Annotated in this window: 12 protein-coding genes and 1 pseudogene; 4 read left to right on the top strand and 9 right to left on the bottom strand. The window is 71.1% G+C overall.

Going from position 1 to position 15,633, the window contains the following annotated elements; genetic code table 11:
* Positions 1-41 precede the first annotated feature (41 nt).
* The gene (locus OO69_RS52205; protein ID WP_234444672.1) at positions 42-626 is read right to left on the bottom strand and encodes a TetR/AcrR family transcriptional regulator; all 585 of its coding nucleotides are present in this window, start codon (positions 624-626) and stop codon (positions 42-44) included.
* A 184-nt stretch (positions 627-810) separates the two neighbouring features.
* On the opposite strand from OO69_RS52205, the gene OO69_RS42275 reads away from it, so the two are divergent.
* Complete coding sequence (locus OO69_RS42275; protein WP_033286282.1) at positions 811-1,587, top strand: alpha/beta fold hydrolase; 777 nt, start codon at positions 811-813, stop codon at positions 1,585-1,587.
* A gap of 158 nt (positions 1,588-1,745) precedes the next feature.
* Entirely contained in the window at positions 1,746-1,946 is a 201-nt protein-coding gene (locus tag OO69_RS42270) for a hypothetical protein (RefSeq protein WP_033286281.1), read from the top strand.
* Positions 1,947-1,984: 38 nt separating this feature from the next.
* Here OO69_RS42270 and OO69_RS42265 read toward each other — a convergent pair whose 3' ends face one another.
* The gene (locus OO69_RS42265) at positions 1,985-2,965 is read right to left on the bottom strand and encodes a DNA polymerase Y family protein (RefSeq protein WP_033286280.1); all 981 of its coding nucleotides are present in this window, start codon (positions 2,963-2,965) and stop codon (positions 1,985-1,987) included.
* A complete protein-coding gene (locus OO69_RS42260) occupies positions 2,962-6,411 on the bottom strand; it encodes a DNA polymerase III subunit alpha (RefSeq protein ID WP_033286279.1) in 3,450 nt (1,149 codons plus the stop codon). Before OO69_RS42260 ends, OO69_RS42265 begins: the two co-directional genes overlap by 4 nt.
* 280 nt (positions 6,412-6,691) lie before the next feature.
* Here OO69_RS42260 and OO69_RS42255 point away from each other — a divergent pair, with 280 nt between their 5' ends.
* The gene (locus OO69_RS42255; protein WP_033286278.1) at positions 6,692-7,774 is read left to right on the top strand and encodes an ABC transporter permease; all 1,083 of its coding nucleotides are present in this window, start codon (positions 6,692-6,694) and stop codon (positions 7,772-7,774) included.
* Positions 7,771-8,970, top strand: coding sequence for an AAA family ATPase (locus OO69_RS42250; RefSeq protein WP_033286277.1), 1,200 nt, complete (start codon positions 7,771-7,773; stop codon positions 8,968-8,970). The genes OO69_RS42255 and OO69_RS42250 overlap by 4 nt, the downstream gene beginning before the upstream one ends.
* A 78-nt stretch (positions 8,971-9,048) precedes the next feature.
* Here the strand turns inward: OO69_RS42250 and OO69_RS42245 are convergent, their stop codons facing one another.
* From OO69_RS42245 to OO69_RS42220, 6 genes and pseudogenes are all read right to left on the bottom strand, one after another.
* Positions 9,049-10,131, bottom strand: a complete 1,083-nt coding sequence (locus tag OO69_RS42245; protein ID WP_033286276.1) for a S1 family peptidase — start codon at positions 10,129-10,131, stop codon at positions 9,049-9,051.
* A gap of 355 nt (positions 10,132-10,486) precedes the next feature.
* A pseudogene (locus OO69_RS42240) lies at positions 10,487-10,993 on the bottom strand (SPFH domain-containing protein); the annotation flags it as partial.
* 248 nt (positions 10,994-11,241) lie between these two features.
* Positions 11,242-12,141: a S1 family peptidase gene (locus tag OO69_RS42235; RefSeq protein ID WP_033286275.1), complete on the bottom strand. Its 900-nt coding sequence runs from the start codon at positions 12,139-12,141 to the stop codon at positions 11,242-11,244.
* Positions 12,142-12,382: 241 nt separating this feature from the next.
* A complete protein-coding gene (locus OO69_RS42230) occupies positions 12,383-13,177 on the bottom strand; it encodes a DUF1684 domain-containing protein (protein WP_033286274.1) in 795 nt (264 codons plus the stop codon).
* A gap of 44 nt (positions 13,178-13,221) precedes the next feature.
* Positions 13,222-14,526, bottom strand: a complete 1,305-nt coding sequence (locus OO69_RS42225; RefSeq protein WP_033286273.1) for an NtaA/DmoA family FMN-dependent monooxygenase — start codon at positions 14,524-14,526, stop codon at positions 13,222-13,224.
* Positions 14,523-15,599, bottom strand: a complete 1,077-nt coding sequence (locus OO69_RS42220) for an LLM class flavin-dependent oxidoreductase (protein ID WP_033286272.1) — start codon at positions 15,597-15,599, stop codon at positions 14,523-14,525. Before OO69_RS42220 ends, OO69_RS42225 begins: the two co-directional genes overlap by 4 nt.
* Positions 15,600-15,633: the final 34 nt, after the last annotated feature.

Below are 15,633 nucleotides of genomic sequence, written 5' to 3'. Positions count from 1 at the left end.
GTGAGGCAGTGCTCGTCACATCCCTGAGGTCGGCGCCGGCGTCACCCCACCGGGCCGGGCGCCGGGATGGGGACATCGCCGGTGCGGAGAAGTTCGAGGGCCTGCTCGATGGCCGCCCCCAGGGCGGTGGGCTCCTCGCCGCGCGCCCATTCCGCGATCGCGATCTCGACGACGGCCGCGATGTTCGCGGCGGCGAGGGCCGCGACCATGCCAGAGGTACGGCCCCCGGCGCGCCGGCCGATCTCCTCCGCGAGGCTCTCGCGCCACAGCCAGTTCACGGCACGCAGCTCCGCGTGCAGGGACCGGGTCCTGACGATGATCCGGTAGACGACCCTGCGCCGCTCCGAGTCGCCCTCGATGGTGCGCCGGACGCTCTCGACCACCTGGTGCAGGGCCTGCGGCAGCGGTGTTTCCTCGGGCAGGCCGCGCAGTTCCTCCAGCGCGGTGTTCAAGGTGTCCTCGGTGAAGCGGACGACGAGCGCTTCCTTGGTCGGGAAGTAGCGGTACACCGTCCGGGGACCGACCTCCGCCGCGGCGGCGATCTGATCGACCGTCGTGGCGTCGAACCCGTGCTCCTCGAAGAGCGCGATGGCCGTGTCCGCGATGAGCTGACGGGTCCGCTCCATCTTGATCTCCCGAAGTCCCACTCCACACCCTCCGCACGCCGGCCCGCTGTCCTTGTCGCCGCACATTTTGCCATGTGGCGGACACCGCCACATGGCAGTAAGAGCCAGTATGGTCGAATCGAAACCTCGACGTCCGAGACCCCGACGTCCCCGATGCCCCTGGTGAAAGAGAAAGCAGACAGTCATGGCATTCAGTCGTCGTCAGTTCTCCGCGCTCGGCGCGGGAGTCGCAGCAGCCACGGTTTCCGGAGCCCCGGCAGCCAGGGCGGCGACCCGTGGCCCCCGGCCCGCGGTACGCAACGTCGTCCTCGTGCACGGCGCCTACGCGGACGGCTCCTCCTGGGCGAAGGTCATCCCCCTGCTCCAGGCGGCGGGCATGAACGTCACCGCCGTACAGAATCCCCTGACGTCCCTCGCCGACGACGTCGCCGCCACGAACTTCGCGCTGGCGCAGCAGGACGGCCCCACGATCCTGGTCGCGCACTCCTACGGCGGCACCGTCATCTCCGAGACCGGGCTCGCCCCGAACGTCGCCGGGCTCGCCTACGTCGCCGCCCGCGCCCCGGAGGCCGGCGAGGACTACGCCGCGCTCGCCGCGAAGTTCCCCACCTCGCCGGTCACCGCCGGGATCGTCACCTCGGGCGGATTCAAGTGGATCGGCCGGTCGGCGTTCCTCGATGACTTCGCCAACGGCGTGCCCAGGAAGGAGGCCCTCGTGCTCTACGCGGCCCAGGGTCCGCTCTCGACCGCTCCGCCCACCACGAGCGTCGCCGCCTGGCACCGGAAGCCGTCCTGGTACGCGGTCTCGAAGAACGACCGCACCATCGACCCCGACCTGGAGCGCTTCATGGCCCGGCGCATGAACGCCACGACCATCGAGGTCGACTCCGGCCACCTGTCGCTCGTGACACACCCGGAAGTGATCACCAGGCTCATCCTGCGCGCCGCGGCGAACAGTTGACTCCCCTGCGCCCACGCCCTCCAACACCCCGGCCGGTACGACGTTCCCGTTCCGTAAGGTTTTCGACCGCCCCGAGCGCGCCGAACAGGACGAAGCTGAGCGATGGACGTGGGCGGCCAACGCCCATGTGACGTACCGGTGCGGGGAATGGAGTGACCATGGTGGTCCGTGGTGTCGGCGGGATCATCCTCGTCGTGCTCGGCGCGGTCTGGATCGCGCAGGGCGTCGGCGCGATGAACGGCTCGGCCATGTCCGGCCACGGCCAGTACGCGGTGCTGGGTGTGGTGGTCGCGCTGATCGGGCTCTTCCTGCTGCTGCGGGCCTGGCGGATACGGAACACCCCCCGCCAACGCCCTTGAGCGCACGGGCAGTTCCACGGTTCTCGGCGACACGGAGATCAGTCGGCCAGCGCCGCCGGGCGTACCGCCTCCTGCCCGAAGCGCCGCCGGGCACGGTCCGCGGCGGCTTCGACCGCGCGGGCGCGGGCGTCCCCGGGATCCATGGAGAGTTGACGGTAGGCACGGCCCGCCGGACGCAGGTCGTCGGCGTGGAGCACGAAGCCCCGGACGCGGGCGCGTTGCAGTCCGAGGGAGGTCAACAGGCCCAGGGCGGTGGCGGCGACGGCGGGTGAGTGGTCGGTGGGTTCCGGCAGCGCCCGCGTACGCGTGGTGGAGCTGCGGTCGGCGTATCTCACCGTGAGGGTGAGTCGGCCCGCGAACTTCCTTTCCCCGCGCAGGCGTTGGCCGATCCGGTCGGCAAGTCCCAGGACGAATCGGTGGTGTTGGGCCGGGTCCAGGCAGTCCTGGCTCAGGGCCAGGTCGGCGGTCAGATGTGCCGCCGGTTCCGCGGGGACGACCGGGCGGGGGTCGTGGCCGCGGGCGCGCTCGGTCAACAGCCGTGCCTGGCCTGCCCCGAGGAGCCGTTGCAGGGTCGCCGACGGCAGGTCGGTGAGCTGGCCGATGGTGTGCAGGCCGTACCGGTGCAGCGTGTCCGCCGTGGCGCGGCCGATCCCGGGCAACGCGGTGACCGGCCGGGGGTACAGCCAGTCGGCCGCCTGACCGGTGGGCACCCAGGTGGTGTCCCCCGGGGCGGACGCGTCGGCCGCCATCGCCGCCAGCATGCGGTTGCCCGCGAGGCCCGCGCTGCTGTCGATGTCGTAGAGGGCCTTCAGTCTCATCTTCACCGTCTGGACCGCGTCGTAGGCGGACATGTCGAAGTACCGGAGCGCCGAAGTCAGGTCCACCTGAAGGGCGTTGGGCGGGATGGCCTGGACGTGAGGCGTGAATCCGGACACCAGTTCGATTATGTCGCCGTACTGGGTCTCCGTCAGCGCGGTGTGCAGGTGAAGGTGGGCGATGTGCCGCTGCCGCGCGCTCATCCCGCACTCCCCGGGCTGCGGTGGCCGAACTTCTTCAGGTCGGCGGAACGGGTGCCCGCGGGCTGGAGGTCGGCGTAGGGGTGGAGGCGGGCGCCGGTGGTGCCGTTGGCCAAGGTGCGCTGCGGCTGGGCGGGTGTCGGATGCGGGCGGTCGGCGCCCAGCAGGGCGAGCGCCGCCTCCGGGCCGTCGTCCCGACGGGCGCCCGCGATCTCGTCCAGGTCCCAGGCCATGGAACCGACGACGGTACGACGGGTGCCGCGCACCTGGACCGTGCCGCGCACCAGCAGCAGCCCGCTGTGGAAGACGGTGTACGCGCAGGCCGGGTGGGAGTCCTCGAAGAAGGCCAGGTCGACCAGACCCGAGCCGTCCTCCAACGTCACGAAGATGATCCGCTTGCCGCTCGCGATCGGCGGGGTCTGCGTGGAGGCCCGCACCCCGGCGACCAACACCTGCTGCCCCGCGCGCAGTTCGGCCAGATGGGCCGCGTCCGTCGCGCCGATCTCGCGCAGCAGCCGGTGGTGATGCTCCATCAGATGCCGGGAGACATCGATGCCGAGCGTGCCCAACTCGGCGCTCAGCGCCTCGCGTCCGGTCATCTCCGGCAACCCGCTCGGCTCCGCTCCCCCAACAGCGCCCGTGTCCATGGGCAGTTGACCGGCCCCCGCGCTCCGGTTGCGGGACTGCCGGTGCAACTCGGTGATCTGGAGCAGCAGATCGCGCCGGGTGAGACGGCCGTCGTGCAGACAGGCCAACGCGCCGATCTCCGCGAGCCGTTCGGCGACCGGCCTGCTGGGACGGCCCCGCTGCCAGAAGTCCGACAGCGATCCGTACGGCTGCCCCTCCTCGATCCGCGCGCACTCCTCCTCGCTGATACCGCGCACCCCGGACAGCGCGAGCCGCACGCCCCACTCCTCCTTCTCGGTCATCTCCACGGTGTGCTTCACCCTGGAGCGGTTGATGTCGACGGGCAGCACCGGCACACCGCGCCGGCGGGCGTCGGAGACCAGGACGCGCTTGGGCCACATCCCGGGGTCGTGTTCGAGCAACCCGGCCAGCAGGAACGCCGGATGGTGGGCCTTCAACCAGGCGCTCTGCAGGGCCGGTACGGCGAAGGCGACCGCGTGGGCGCGGCAGAAGCCGTACGCCCCGAAGGCCTCGACGGTCTTCCAGACCTCGTCCCGGACGGCCGGACTGTAGCCACGCGCGCGTGCCAGCTTGTGGAACCACTCCTTGATCCGGGGCAGTTGCTCCTTGTCGCCGAGGGCCCGCCGGGTGACCTCCGCGAAGGCCCGCTCGCAGCCGGTCAGTACATGCAGGGTGTCGATGATCTGCTCGTGCCAGATGGTCACGCCGTAGGTGTCGGCGAGCACGGGTTCGAGGTCTTCGTGCGCGTACGACGGTGTGCCGCCATGGCGGGCCGCGATGTACCGCTCGGGCATGCCTCCGGCGACCGGCCCCGGACGGAAGAGGCTGATGTCGGCGATGACGTCCTGCACGTCACGGGGTTGCAACCGAGACAACAGGTCCTGCTGGCCGGGGGATTCCAGTTGGAACAGGCCCAGCGTCTGGCTCTCCTGGATGAGCTTGAACGCGAACACGTCGTCGAGCGGCACCTGTTGGGGGTCGTCGAGGTCGATGCGGTTGCCGGTGGCGCGTTCGATCTCGGTGACGGCGTGGGCCATCGCGGACTGCATGCGGACGCCCAGGACGTCGAGTTTGATGTTGCCCAGCGCCTCGATCTCCTCCTTCGCGGCCATCGCCATCGGGTAGTCGCCCTGCGGAGTGGGCTGCACCGGCAGCCGGTCCAGGAGGGTGGCGTCGCTGATGACGACTCCGCAGGGGTGCATGGCCATGCCGTGGACCAGGGAGTCGAGGCCTTCGGCGAGTTCCCACAACGGGCCGAACCGCCCCATCTCCCTTGCCAGTTGGCGTAGTTCGGGCAGTTCGGCGAGCGCGCCGGTGATGTCGGAGGCGCGCAGGTGCGGGAAGCTCTTGGCGATCCGGTCGACGTCGGCGGGCGCGATGCCGAGCGCGAGGCCGGTGTCGCGCAGTGCCCTGCGCGCGCGGTAGGTCTCGGGCATCGCGGTGACCGCCACCCGCTCCTTGCCGAAGCGTTCGAAGATCGTGTCGTAGCACTCCAGGCGGCGGGCGGACTCCACGTCGATGTCGATGTCGGGCAGTGACTCCCGGCGGGTGCTGAGGAAGCGTTCGAACAGCAGGCTGTGGTCGAGCGGGTTGGCGGTGGCGATGTCCAGCGCGTGGCAGACCAGCGATCCGGCGCCGGAGCCGCGGGCGGCGACGCGGATGCCCTTGGCCCGGATGTCGGCGACGACCTGGCCGACGGCGAGGAAGTACGCGTCGTAGTTCCAGTGGGAGATGACGGCGAGTTCCTCTTCCAGCCGGTCGCGTGCCGCGCGGTCGTGGTCTAGGCCGCGCCGGGCCAGGCCCTCCTCCGACCGCAGGCGCAGCAGCCCGGCCGCGCCGCCCGTCTCCGGTCCGGCGCCGAAGAGCGACGGTTCCGGAAAGTGCCGCCTGCCGAGGCCGAGGTCCACAGGGTCCACGACACAGGCCTCCGCCGTGTTCGCGGTGTCCGCCAGCAGCCGGCGGGCCCGGCGGACGTCCGCTCCGGCGCACTCGGCGATCATCCGTGCCACGACCGTCATCTCCCTCTCGTCCTTGAGCCAGCGCTGCCCGCTGTCCAGGCGGCGCCGGTCGATGGGGCGCAGCAGCCGGGCCGCGTCGAGGACGTCGGCGAGGCGGTGCTGGTCGGGGTCGGCGTAGCGGACGGCGTTGGAGAGCACGGCGGTGGTGCGGGTGCGGTCGGCCAGGGCGAGGGTGCGGGCGGCCAGACGGAGAGAGCCCGGAGCTGTGCCGAAACGATTCTGCGCTACGGCCTCCAACCGCACTCCCCTCCCGAAGATCTCCCGCCAGGGCGCCAGCAGCTTCATCGCGACGTCCTCCCGGCCCACCGACAGCGCCCGCACCGGCTCCGAGAGCGGGCCCAGCAGCACGGTCAGGCCGGGGCCGCCGTACTCGCGCAGCGCCTCCCACGGCACCACCGGCGCCGTACCGGACAGGGCACCCTCGTGCGCCGCCGACGTGATGCGGCACAGCCGCGCCCAGCCCGCCCGGTCCTGGGCCAGCAGTACGAACCGCAGGGGCGGCTCGACCACGTGCGCGCCGCCGCGGGCGGGGGTGCGCGGGCGCTGTGCGGGCGGCGGGGGTGCGAGGGCCTCCACCGCCAGGTCGATGCCGAAGATCGGCCGGACCGTTGTTCCGGCGCACGCCCGCGCGAAGCGGACGATCCCCGTGACCGTGTCCCGGTCGGTGAGCGCGAGCGCCGTCATGCCCTGCCCGACCGCCCGCCGGGCGAGCTGTTCGGGGTGGGAGGCGCCGTAGCGGGCGGAGTAACCGGACGCGACATGCAGATGGGCGAAGCCCGCCATGCCGCACCTCCATCACTCCACCCCTTTTCGGCCATCCACCCGATATGTTCATCGCACGCCCGTTCGATTACTCTAGCCTCATCAGCCCCGGTCAGCGACCTCATTCGAACACGTAAACGATTCTCTGGGGAGGTGTGCGGTGGCCGAAACAGACACCACTCCGTCAGCTCCCCGCCCGGGCCGGGCAGTTGGCGGAGAAATACTTTTCCGAACACGCGTACGACATCCGTTCGGCCCCTTCCCGCCTGCGCGAAGACCCCGCCACCGAGACCGTGGGGACATGACAGCGACCCCGGGTGCCGGTACGTCCCGTACGTCCTTCTTCGGTGAGGTGAAGGACGCGGTCACCCTGCGGGCCAGCCTGCTCGTCATCGGGGTGGTCGGTCTTCAGCTGCTCTTCATCGCCTCCTACGTAGGCGCGCTGCACAATCCGAAGCCCCGGGATGTGTCTTTCGGGGTGGTCGCTCCCCAGGTCACGGCCGAGCAGACGGTGGCCAGGCTGAAGCGACTGCCCGGCTCACCGCTCGCCCCGCGCGCGGTGTCCGACGCGGCGACCGCGCGGAGGCAGATCCTGAACCGGGACATCGACGGCGCCCTCGTCATCGACCCGCGCGGCACCAAGGACACGCTCCTGGTCGCCACCGGCAGCGGTACCGTCCTCGCGACCACCCTGGAGACCATCACCTCCTCCTTGGAGAGGACGGAGCAGCGCACGGTCCGGACGGTGGACGTGGCGCCGGCCTCCACTCAGGACTTCGACGGGCTGTCGTCGTTCTACCTGGTCGTCGGCTGGTGTGTCGGCGGCTATCTGTGCGCCTCGATCCTGGCGATCAGCACCGGCGCCCGGCCCGCCAACCCGCGCCGCGCGATGATCCGGCTGATCGTGATGGCACTGGTCGCGATCGTCGGCGGCCTCGGCGGCGCGGTGATCGTCGGGCCGGTCCTGGGCGCGCTGCCGGGCAGCGTCATGGCGTTCTGGGCGCTCGGCGCGCTGGTCACGTTCGCCGTGGGCGCGGCGACCCTCGCCCTCCAGGGGGTCTTCGGGGTCGTGGGCATCGGGCTCGCGATCCTGCTGGTGGTGATCGCGGGCAACCCGAGCGCGGGCGGTGCCTTCCCGCTGCCGCTGCTGCCGCCGTTCTGGAACGCGATCGGGCCCGCGCTGCCACCGGGCGCCGGGACCTGGGTGGCGCGCTCGATCGCCTACTTCAAGGGCAACGCCGTGACCGGCCCGCTGCTGGTCCTGTCGGCCTGGGCGCTCGCCGGGATCGTGGTCACCCTGCTGGCGGCGACGCTGCGCCGGAAGCACGCGGACCTGCTGGACCGACCGGGATTGTCAGACCCGTCTGCAACGCTGGACGCATGATCAGCACCCTCGCCGTCGAGAACTACCGCTCCCTGCGCCGCCTGATCGTCCCGCTGACGCGACTGAACGTGATCACGGGGGCGAACGGCACGGGCAAGTCGAGCCTCTACCGCTCATTGCGCCTGCTCGCCTCGTCCGCGCGCGGCGGCGCCGTCGCCGCGCTCGCGCAGGAGGGCGGGCTGCCGTCGGTCCTGTGGGCGGGCCCGGAGAAGATCGGCCGCGCGGTGCGCGAGGGCAGACACCCCGTGCAGGGCACGGTCCGCTCGGGCCCGGTCAGTCTGCAACTGGGCTTCGCGGGCGACGAGTTCGGGTACGCGATCGACTTCGGGCACCCCAGCCCGTCCCCGGGGACCGACCGTGTGGCGTCCATGTTCAACCTCGACCCGGAGATCAAACGCGAGTCCATCTGGAGCGGCCCCGTCCTGCGCCCGGCCTCGGTGCTCTCCGACCGCGCGGGAGCCGCCGTCAAGCTGCGCGGCGCGGGCGGCGGCTGGTCCCGCGCCCACGGCACCCTGCGCCCGTACGACAGCATGCTCGGCGAACTGGCCGACCCCCAGCACGCCCCCGACGTCCTGGCGGTACGGGAGTTCATCAGGTCCTGGCGGTTCTACGACCATGTCCGCACCGACGCGGACGCCCCGGCCCGCGCCGCCCAGATCGGCACCCGCACGCCCGTGCTCAGCGGTGACGGCTCCGATCTGGCCGCCGCCCTGCAGACGATCCGTGAGGTCGGTGACGCCGAGGCGCTGGACGCGGCCGTGGACGCGGCCTTCCCCGGCAGCCAGGTCCACATCGCCGACCTCGGCGGACGTTTCCAACTCGCCCTGCGTCAGCACGGGTTGCTGCGCGCGCTCACCGCCGCCGAGCTGTCGGACGGCACCCTGCGCTATCTCCTGTGGGCGGCGGCCCTGTTGACACCCCGGCCGCCGTCGCTGCTGGTGCTGAACGAGCCGGAGACGAGCCTCCACCCGGACCTGATCCCGCCCCTCGCCGATCTGATCCTCACCGCCACCAAGGACACCCAGATCGTCGTGGTCACCCACGCCCGGCCGCTCGCGGACGCCCTCCAGAAGGGCGCGATACGGCACCGTCTCGACGTCAACTCCATAGAGCTGGTGAAGGAGTTCGGGCAGACGACGGTGGCGGGCCGCGAGGGCCCGCTCGACGAACCGCTGTGGTACTGGCCCACACGCTGAGCCGACCTCTTCATCCGTACGCGAAGGTCCCGCCCCCTCGCGCGCGGGGACGGGACTTCACGGTGCCGTACGGGCAGGTCAGCCGATCTGCGCCCCGAACGTCGACAGCGCCTCGGTGACCGGCTGGAAGAAGGTCTCGCCGCCCGAGGTGCAGTCGCCGCTGCCGCCGGAGGTGAGGCCGATCGCCGCGTCGCCGTCGAACAGCGAGCCGCCGCTGTCACCGGGCTCGGCGCAGACGTCGGTCTGGATCAGGCCGTTGACGATGTCGCCGTTGCCGTAGTTCACGGTGGCGTCCAGGCCGGTGACCGTCCCGGTGTGCACCTGGGTCGTCGAGCCGCTGCGGGTCACCTTCTCGCCGACAGTGGCGTCGGCGGCGTGGGTGATGGTCTGCGACGAGCCGTTGTAGAGGTCGACCGCGCTCGGGTGGGCGACGTCCGAGGTGTACTTGACCAGGCCGAAGTCGTTGTCCGGGAAGCTGGACTGCTCGTTCGTGCCGATCTCGTTGCCGCTGGAGTCGGACCAGGTGGAGATGGCCTCGGTGCAGTGCCCGGCGGTGATGAAGTACGGCGCGCCGCCCTTGACCACGTTGAAGCCGAGCGAACAGCGCCCGCCCGAGCCGGAGATGGCGTCGCCGCCCGCGATGAAGGGCTTGAACTCCCCCTGGGTGCGCTGGAGTTCGGCCTTGGCACCGAGCCCGTCGACGACCTTGGTGAGCTTGGTCCACTCGGCGTCGGAGACCGTGCGGTCGGCGGTGACGACGACCTTGTTGGTGGTGGGGTCGGTCGCCCACGAGGTGCCGGGGATGGTGGCGTCCTGCTTCAAGGTCGTGCGGGCGCCCGCCAGTTCGGCGAGGGAGTTCTCGACGATTCTCGCCTTGGCGCCGGCCGCCTCGACGGTGTCGGCCGCGTTCTGGTCCAGCACGTTGACCACGAGGCTCTTGGTCTTCGCGTCGTAGAACGTGCCGGCCGCGTCCGTGCCGAGGTTCTTGCCGAGCGTCGAGGCGAGCTTTCCGGCCGCGAGGGCCGAGAGGGTGTGGGGTGCGGCCGCCGGTGCGGTCTCGCTGGCGTTCGCACTCTGCAAGGTGACTCCCGCGACGACCAGTGCGGCTATGCCCGCACCCGCCACGGCCACCCGGCGCCTGGGTATGCGTCGGTGCTTCAACTCGTGTCCTCCTGTGGGGGGTCGGCCCGTCAGGTTATGGGGACCCGACCGGCCGAAAGGTAGGTTGACGAGCGCCTACTCTTCCTAATCGCACAGGGAGCGCACAAGGTCGACTTCAGGTCGAGCGCGGAACGCGGTTGCACGCCCCCTCGCTTTGAATGTTCACGGTCACCCCAGGCCGTTCGCACTGCAAACACTGGGCGCGAGCAACGCTCATCAGCCGGTGAGGTCTAGTCCTGTCTTGAAATCGCCCCGCCGGAGTCCGGATCCGACTGGGGCTCGGCGGGCGGAAGTTGCTCCTGCACCGGTTGCGGCGCCACAGCGGCAACCGGCGTCACGGGTGCCGCGGGCACCGCGGCAGCGACACGTCCTTGATCTCGACGCGGTCGATCTGCACGCCCCAGCCGATGGAGGGGCTGTCGATCATCAACTCCAGTCCCTGGTTGAGCTTTTCGCGATTGGAGAGCAGATCGTCCAGGTCGCTCTTGCCGATGATCGACCGCAGCGAGGTCTGCGCCATCTGCGAGACGGCGAACCGGTAGTCCTCGACCTGCACGAGCGCGTCCGCCGCGTCGACGACCTTGAAGTAGACGACCGCGTCCACCCGGACCGTCACGTTGTCCCGGGTGATGCCCTCCTGCGCGGGCACGGGCATCGTCACGATCTGCATGTTGACCTTGCGGAGCTTGTCCACGAACGGGACGACCATCGTGAAGCCGGCCCCGCGCACCTCGGGCCGCAGCCTGCCGAGCCGGAACACCACGCCCCGCTCGTACTGTTTGACGACCCGCGCGGCCGCCATCGCGTACACCACTCCGACGGACGCGAGCGTCACTCCCGCCGTCACCAGCTCCTCGACCATCACGGCCCCCCAGGGTCCGACGTGGCGCATCAGGTGCCTGCTTCGATACAACGACGGTAACTCCGTGCCACGCACAAGAGCGAGCCCCCGCACGCCAGTTGCGATGCTGTGGGCGAATCCGGTGCGGCCGGGGCACCCCGCCGAAAAAGCGTGACACTTCTCGCGAGAGTGTCACGCTTTCTCAGCTGTACAGGGTCACCCAGACCCGCCGCCGGCTGCAGTCCGAGCGGAGGAGATTCAGGCGGGCGTCAGCCGACGCTCACGCCGTAGTAGCTCAGCGCCTCGGTGACCGGCTGGAAGAAGGTCGTGCCGCCGGAGGTGCAGTCGCCGCTGCCGCCCGAGGTCAGACCGTAGGCCACGGTGCCGCCGTAGAGCGGACCGCCGCTGTCGCCGCCCTCGGCGCAGACCGTGGTCTGGATCATGCCGTAGACGATGTCGCCGCTGCCGTAGTTGACGGTGGCGTTCAGGGCGGTGACCCGGCCGCTGTGCGTGCCGGTGGTGGAGCCGCGCCGGTAGACGGTGGTGCCCACGCTCGGCGTGGCCGCGCTGGAGATGGTCTGGCTGCCGACCGCGCTCGGGTGGGCGATCGAGGTGTTGGTGTACTTGACCAGCGCGAAGTCGTTGGTCGGGAAGCTGTAGCCGACGTTCGTGCCCAGCACCGTGGTGTGACCGGAGTTGGAGTACCAGGTGGAGGCGACCTCACCGCAGTGACCGGCGGTCAGGAAGTAGTACGTGCTCCCGCTGTGCACGTTGAAGCCGAGCGAGCAGCGGTACGCGCCGCCGTAGATGGCGTCGCCACCGGTGATCAGCTTCTTGAACTGACCGGCCGTGTGCTTGATGGTGATCGCGTCGGCGGTGCTGCCCGCCTGCGACTTGATCTTCGCGATCTCGGCCTGGGAGACCGTGCTGTCGACGGTGACGACGACACGGTTCGTCGTGCTGTCGACCGCCCAGGCGGTGCCCGGGACATCGGCCTTGAGCACGGACGAGTTGGCCGCGGAGAGCTGGGTGGCGCTGAACGTGTGGGCGTCGCTGGCGCTCGCGGTGGGGACGGCGAACGCGGCAGCGGCGACGAATCCGGTGGCCACGGCGATCAGCCTGGTCCGTCTCGCGATTCCGCTGCGCGGGGTGGTGCGCTTGATCCTCACGTTTCGTTCCCTCCTAGGGGAATTCGGGGGCCCGCGTGGGGTCGGGGCCCGTGAGGCGCAGTCGGGGTCGGGCGTCCGGTTTCCGAACACGCCGTGCTCCTGACAAGCGCTGTGGGGGAGTATTCGGCCGCCCGGCCGATGGGCGCAAGGGCGCCTTTCGGCCGTACGACCTTCAACTGGCCCACGGTCTACGCGAGTTGATCACCCGGACGCAGTGGGCCGAAACCCGGTCCGCCGCAGGTCAACGCTCCGTCTGCCGAAGGGTGCGCTCCCCCGCCCCGACCGCGAGGCCCAGCGTATTCCCGGGCGGCGGGAAAGGGCAGATGAAATGGTCGGCGAACGCGCACGGCGGGAGCACGGCCCGGTTGAAGTCGACCGTCGTGCGCCCCTCAGCGTCGGGCGCCGCCGGGTACAGGAACCGGAACCGGTAACTGCCGTCCCCGCTCGTGGAGTCGGCGAACACCGCCCACAACTTCCCGTCGCCCTGCACCGCCACCTGCAAGGTCGCCTCCAACCCGTCGAGCCGGAAGGCGAGTTCACCCGCGAGCCCGAGCCCGCGTTCGACACCGTCCACCGTGTCGACGCGTACGGTGCGCCGCGCGTCGTACGGCGTGAAGCGTCCCGGCACCGACCAGCGCGGGTCGTACGGCGTGACCTCGACGCCCGGGAACGCGCGCCGCGCCGCCGAGTCGGGGTCGTAGTCGCGCACTCCCCAGACGCCCTCGCGGACCAGGACGACCAGTCGGCGCCCGCCGAGGCCTACGCGGGCCGCGCCCACCGGGCCGGTGTCCGCGCCGAGGCGGACCGAGCCGGTGAAGGGTTTCCCGTCGACGGTCAGCCCGTCGGCCGCCGTCGCGGTGAGGACCACCACGTCACCGTCGACGACCCATACGCCAGGAATGTCCGGAAGTTGGCCATCCGTGTAGTCCTCCAGCCAGTGCGTGCCGGTCAGGGCGAGGGGTCCGTAGGGACCCGACACCGTCTCCATGCGGTGCTCGTGCCACTGCCTCCACTCGTCGGCCGCGTCCGAAGTCATGCCGTCAGCTCCATCGTCGTGCGCTCGATCCTGTCGTCGTACGGTCACCCCTTCCCGGCCGGGTCGGGGAGCCCGAGATGTGAGCGCAGGGTCGTGCCCCGGTATTCCGTACGGAACACGCCACGTTCCTGGAGCAGCGGCACCACCCGGTCCACGAACTCGTCGAGGCCGCCGGGGGTGAGATGCGGGACGAGGATGAAGCCGTCGGCGGCGTCCTGGCGTACGAAGGTCTCCAGCTCGGCGGCGACCGCCTCCGGGGTGCCGATGAAGGACTGCCGGCCGCTCGCCTCGATCACGGTCTGCCGGATGGACAGCCCCTTCTCGCGGGAGAGCGCCCGCCACTTTTCGGCCATCGCCACGGTGTCGCCGCGCCGGGTCCGCCCCTGGGTGATCGACGATTCCGGCACCGGGTCGATGTCGGGGAACGGGCCGTCGGGGTCGTAGGCGGAGAGGTCCGTGCCCCAGATCTGTTCCAGGGCGAGGATCGCGTTCTGCGGGGAGACCTGCTGCCGCCGGATCTCGGCGGCGCGCTCCTGGGCCTCGGCCGCGGTATCGCCGAGGACGACACTGACACCGGGCATGATCTTGAGATCGTCCACGCTGCGGCCGTACTTGGCGAGGCGTCCCTTCACGTCGGCGTAGAAGGCGCGGCCGTCCTCCAGCGTGCCGTGCCGGGTGAAGATGACGTCGGCGGTGCGTGCCGCGAACTCCCGCCCCTCCCCCGAGTCCCCGGCCTGGATGACCACCGGATGCCCCTGCGGCGAGCGCGGCACGGTGAACTCGCCCGCGATGTCGAAGTGTCGGCCCCGGTGGGCGAAGGGCCGGGACACTCCGTCCGGGGTCCAGGAGTCCCACAACTCCCGTGCCACGTCGACGAATTCGGCCGCCCGGGTGTACCGGTCCGCGCGGTCCAGGTATCCCCCGCGCCGGAAGTTCTCACCGGTGAAGGCGTCGGAGGACGTCACCACGTTCCAGGCCGCGCGGCCACCGCTGAGGTGGTCCAACGTGGCGAGTCTGCGGGCGAGTTCGTACGGTTCGTTGAAGGTCGCGTTGACCGTGGCGGCCAGCCCGATCCGTTCGGTGACGGCGGCGAGCGCGTTGAGGACCGTGAGGGACTCGGGGCGGCCGACGACGTCCAAGTCGTGGATACGGCCCTTGTGTTCGCGCAGCCGCAGCCCCTCGGCGAGGAAGAAGAAGTCGAAGCGGCCGCGTTCGGCGGTGCGGGCGAGCTGCTCGAAGGAGGAGAAGGCGATCTGGGACCTCGACCGCGGATCGGCCCACACGGTGGTGCTGTTGACGCCGGGGAAGTGCGCGGCCAGATGGATCTTCCTCCGTGGTCGTACGGTCATGACGCTCCCCCGGTCACGGCGTACTGGTTGGCGGGCCGGGCCAGGCCCAGGTGCTCCCTGAGGGTGCTGCCCGGGTAGAACGTGCGGAACAGGCCCCGGTGTTGGAGCAGCGCGACCGTGCCGTTGACCAGCCGCTCCAGGTCGCGGCGGGGTTCGACGGGCGTGAGGTGGAAGCCGTCGACGGTACGGTCGCCGTGCCAGCCGGCGATCAGCTCCGCGAGGTCGACCGGGCCGCCCCGGTACAGCGGGCCGTGCGCGGTCTGCCGGGGGCCGCCCCCGCCGTGGCCCGGTTCGGCCGCGTGCTCGCCGTCGCCGAGGTCGACGACGAGGCTCACCAGGACCCGCAGGGTGTCGGGATCGCGGCCCGCCTTCTCGGCGGACGCCCGCAGTTCGGACCGTACGGCCCCGGCCTGCGCGGAACTCGCCGCGCGGACGAGGGCCACGTCGGCGTACCGGGCGGCCGTCCGCCGGGCCTGGCCCTCGGTGGCGTCGACCACGCGGACGGGGTGGCCCTGCGGTGGTCTGGGCACGATCGAGGGGCCCTTGACCGAGAACTCGGAGCCCTCGAAGTCGACGTGGTGCAGCTTGTCGCGGTCGACGAAACGGCCGGTGGCCGTGTCCCGTATCTCGGCGTCGTCCTCCCAGCTGTCCCACAACTGGGCGGCCACCTCGGCGACTTCACCGGCCTCCGCCCACAACGCGTCGGCGGCCGCGGCGTGCCGGCGGCCGAAGAGGCGGGCCTCGCCCTCGGTGGTCGACACGTCGAGCCGCCAGCCGGCCCGGCCCCGGCTGACCCAGTCCAGGGTCGCGACCGCGGCCTGCACATGGAAGGGCTCGGTGTGCGTGGTGGTCACGGTCGGCACCAGGCCGACCCGGTTGGTCGCCGGGGCGACACGGGACAGGACGGCGAGGGCGTCGGGTCCGGGGCGCGCGAAGGTGTCGTCGAGCGTCACGAAGTCGAGCCCGCCGCTCTCGGCGAGCCGCGCCAACTCGACGTAGGAGTCGGCGTCGTAGGCCGACCGCTGGTCGACGGCGGCGGCCAGATGCAGGCCCCGGCCGTGCGAGGAGGTCATGGGAGGAAAGCCTTCCTGTCGTTCGGGAGCGCCT

Source organism: Streptomyces sp. NRRL F-525, from assembly GCF_000716605.1.
Taxonomy (GTDB): domain Bacteria; phylum Actinomycetota; class Actinomycetes; order Streptomycetales; family Streptomycetaceae; genus Streptomyces.
Note: the sequence above shows the minus strand (reverse complement) of the source record. Positions and strands in the feature narration are given on the sequence as shown.

Bases quoted from the DNA above. Each gene is read 5' to 3' on its own strand.
- OO69_RS42265 (WP_033286280.1), bottom strand. From the start codon at position 2,965: ATGAGCGCGCGGCAGCGGCACATCGCCCACCTTCACCTGCACACCGCG.
- OO69_RS52205 (WP_234444672.1), bottom strand. From the start codon at position 626: ATGGAGCGGACCCGTCAGCTCATCGCGGACACGGCCATCGCGCTCTTC.
- OO69_RS42230 (WP_033286274.1), bottom strand. From the start codon at position 13,177: ATGACTTCGGACGCGGCCGACGAGTGGAGGCAGTGGCACGAGCACCGC.
- OO69_RS42220 (WP_033286272.1), bottom strand. From the start codon at position 15,599: ATGACCTCCTCGCACGGCCGGGGCCTGCATCTGGCCGCCGCCGTCGAC.
- OO69_RS42250 (WP_033286277.1), top strand. From the start codon at position 7,771: ATGATCAGCACCCTCGCCGTCGAGAACTACCGCTCCCTGCGCCGCCTG.
- OO69_RS42270 (WP_033286281.1), top strand. From the start codon at position 1,746: ATGGTGGTCCGTGGTGTCGGCGGGATCATCCTCGTCGTGCTCGGCGCG.
- OO69_RS42225 (WP_033286273.1), bottom strand. From the start codon at position 14,526: ATGACCGTACGACCACGGAGGAAGATCCATCTGGCCGCGCACTTCCCC.
- OO69_RS42255 (WP_033286278.1), top strand. From the start codon at position 6,692: ATGACAGCGACCCCGGGTGCCGGTACGTCCCGTACGTCCTTCTTCGGT.
- OO69_RS42275 (WP_033286282.1), top strand. From the start codon at position 811: ATGGCATTCAGTCGTCGTCAGTTCTCCGCGCTCGGCGCGGGAGTCGCA.
- OO69_RS42260 (WP_033286279.1), bottom strand. From the start codon at position 6,411: ATGGCGGGCTTCGCCCATCTGCATGTCGCGTCCGGTTACTCCGCCCGC.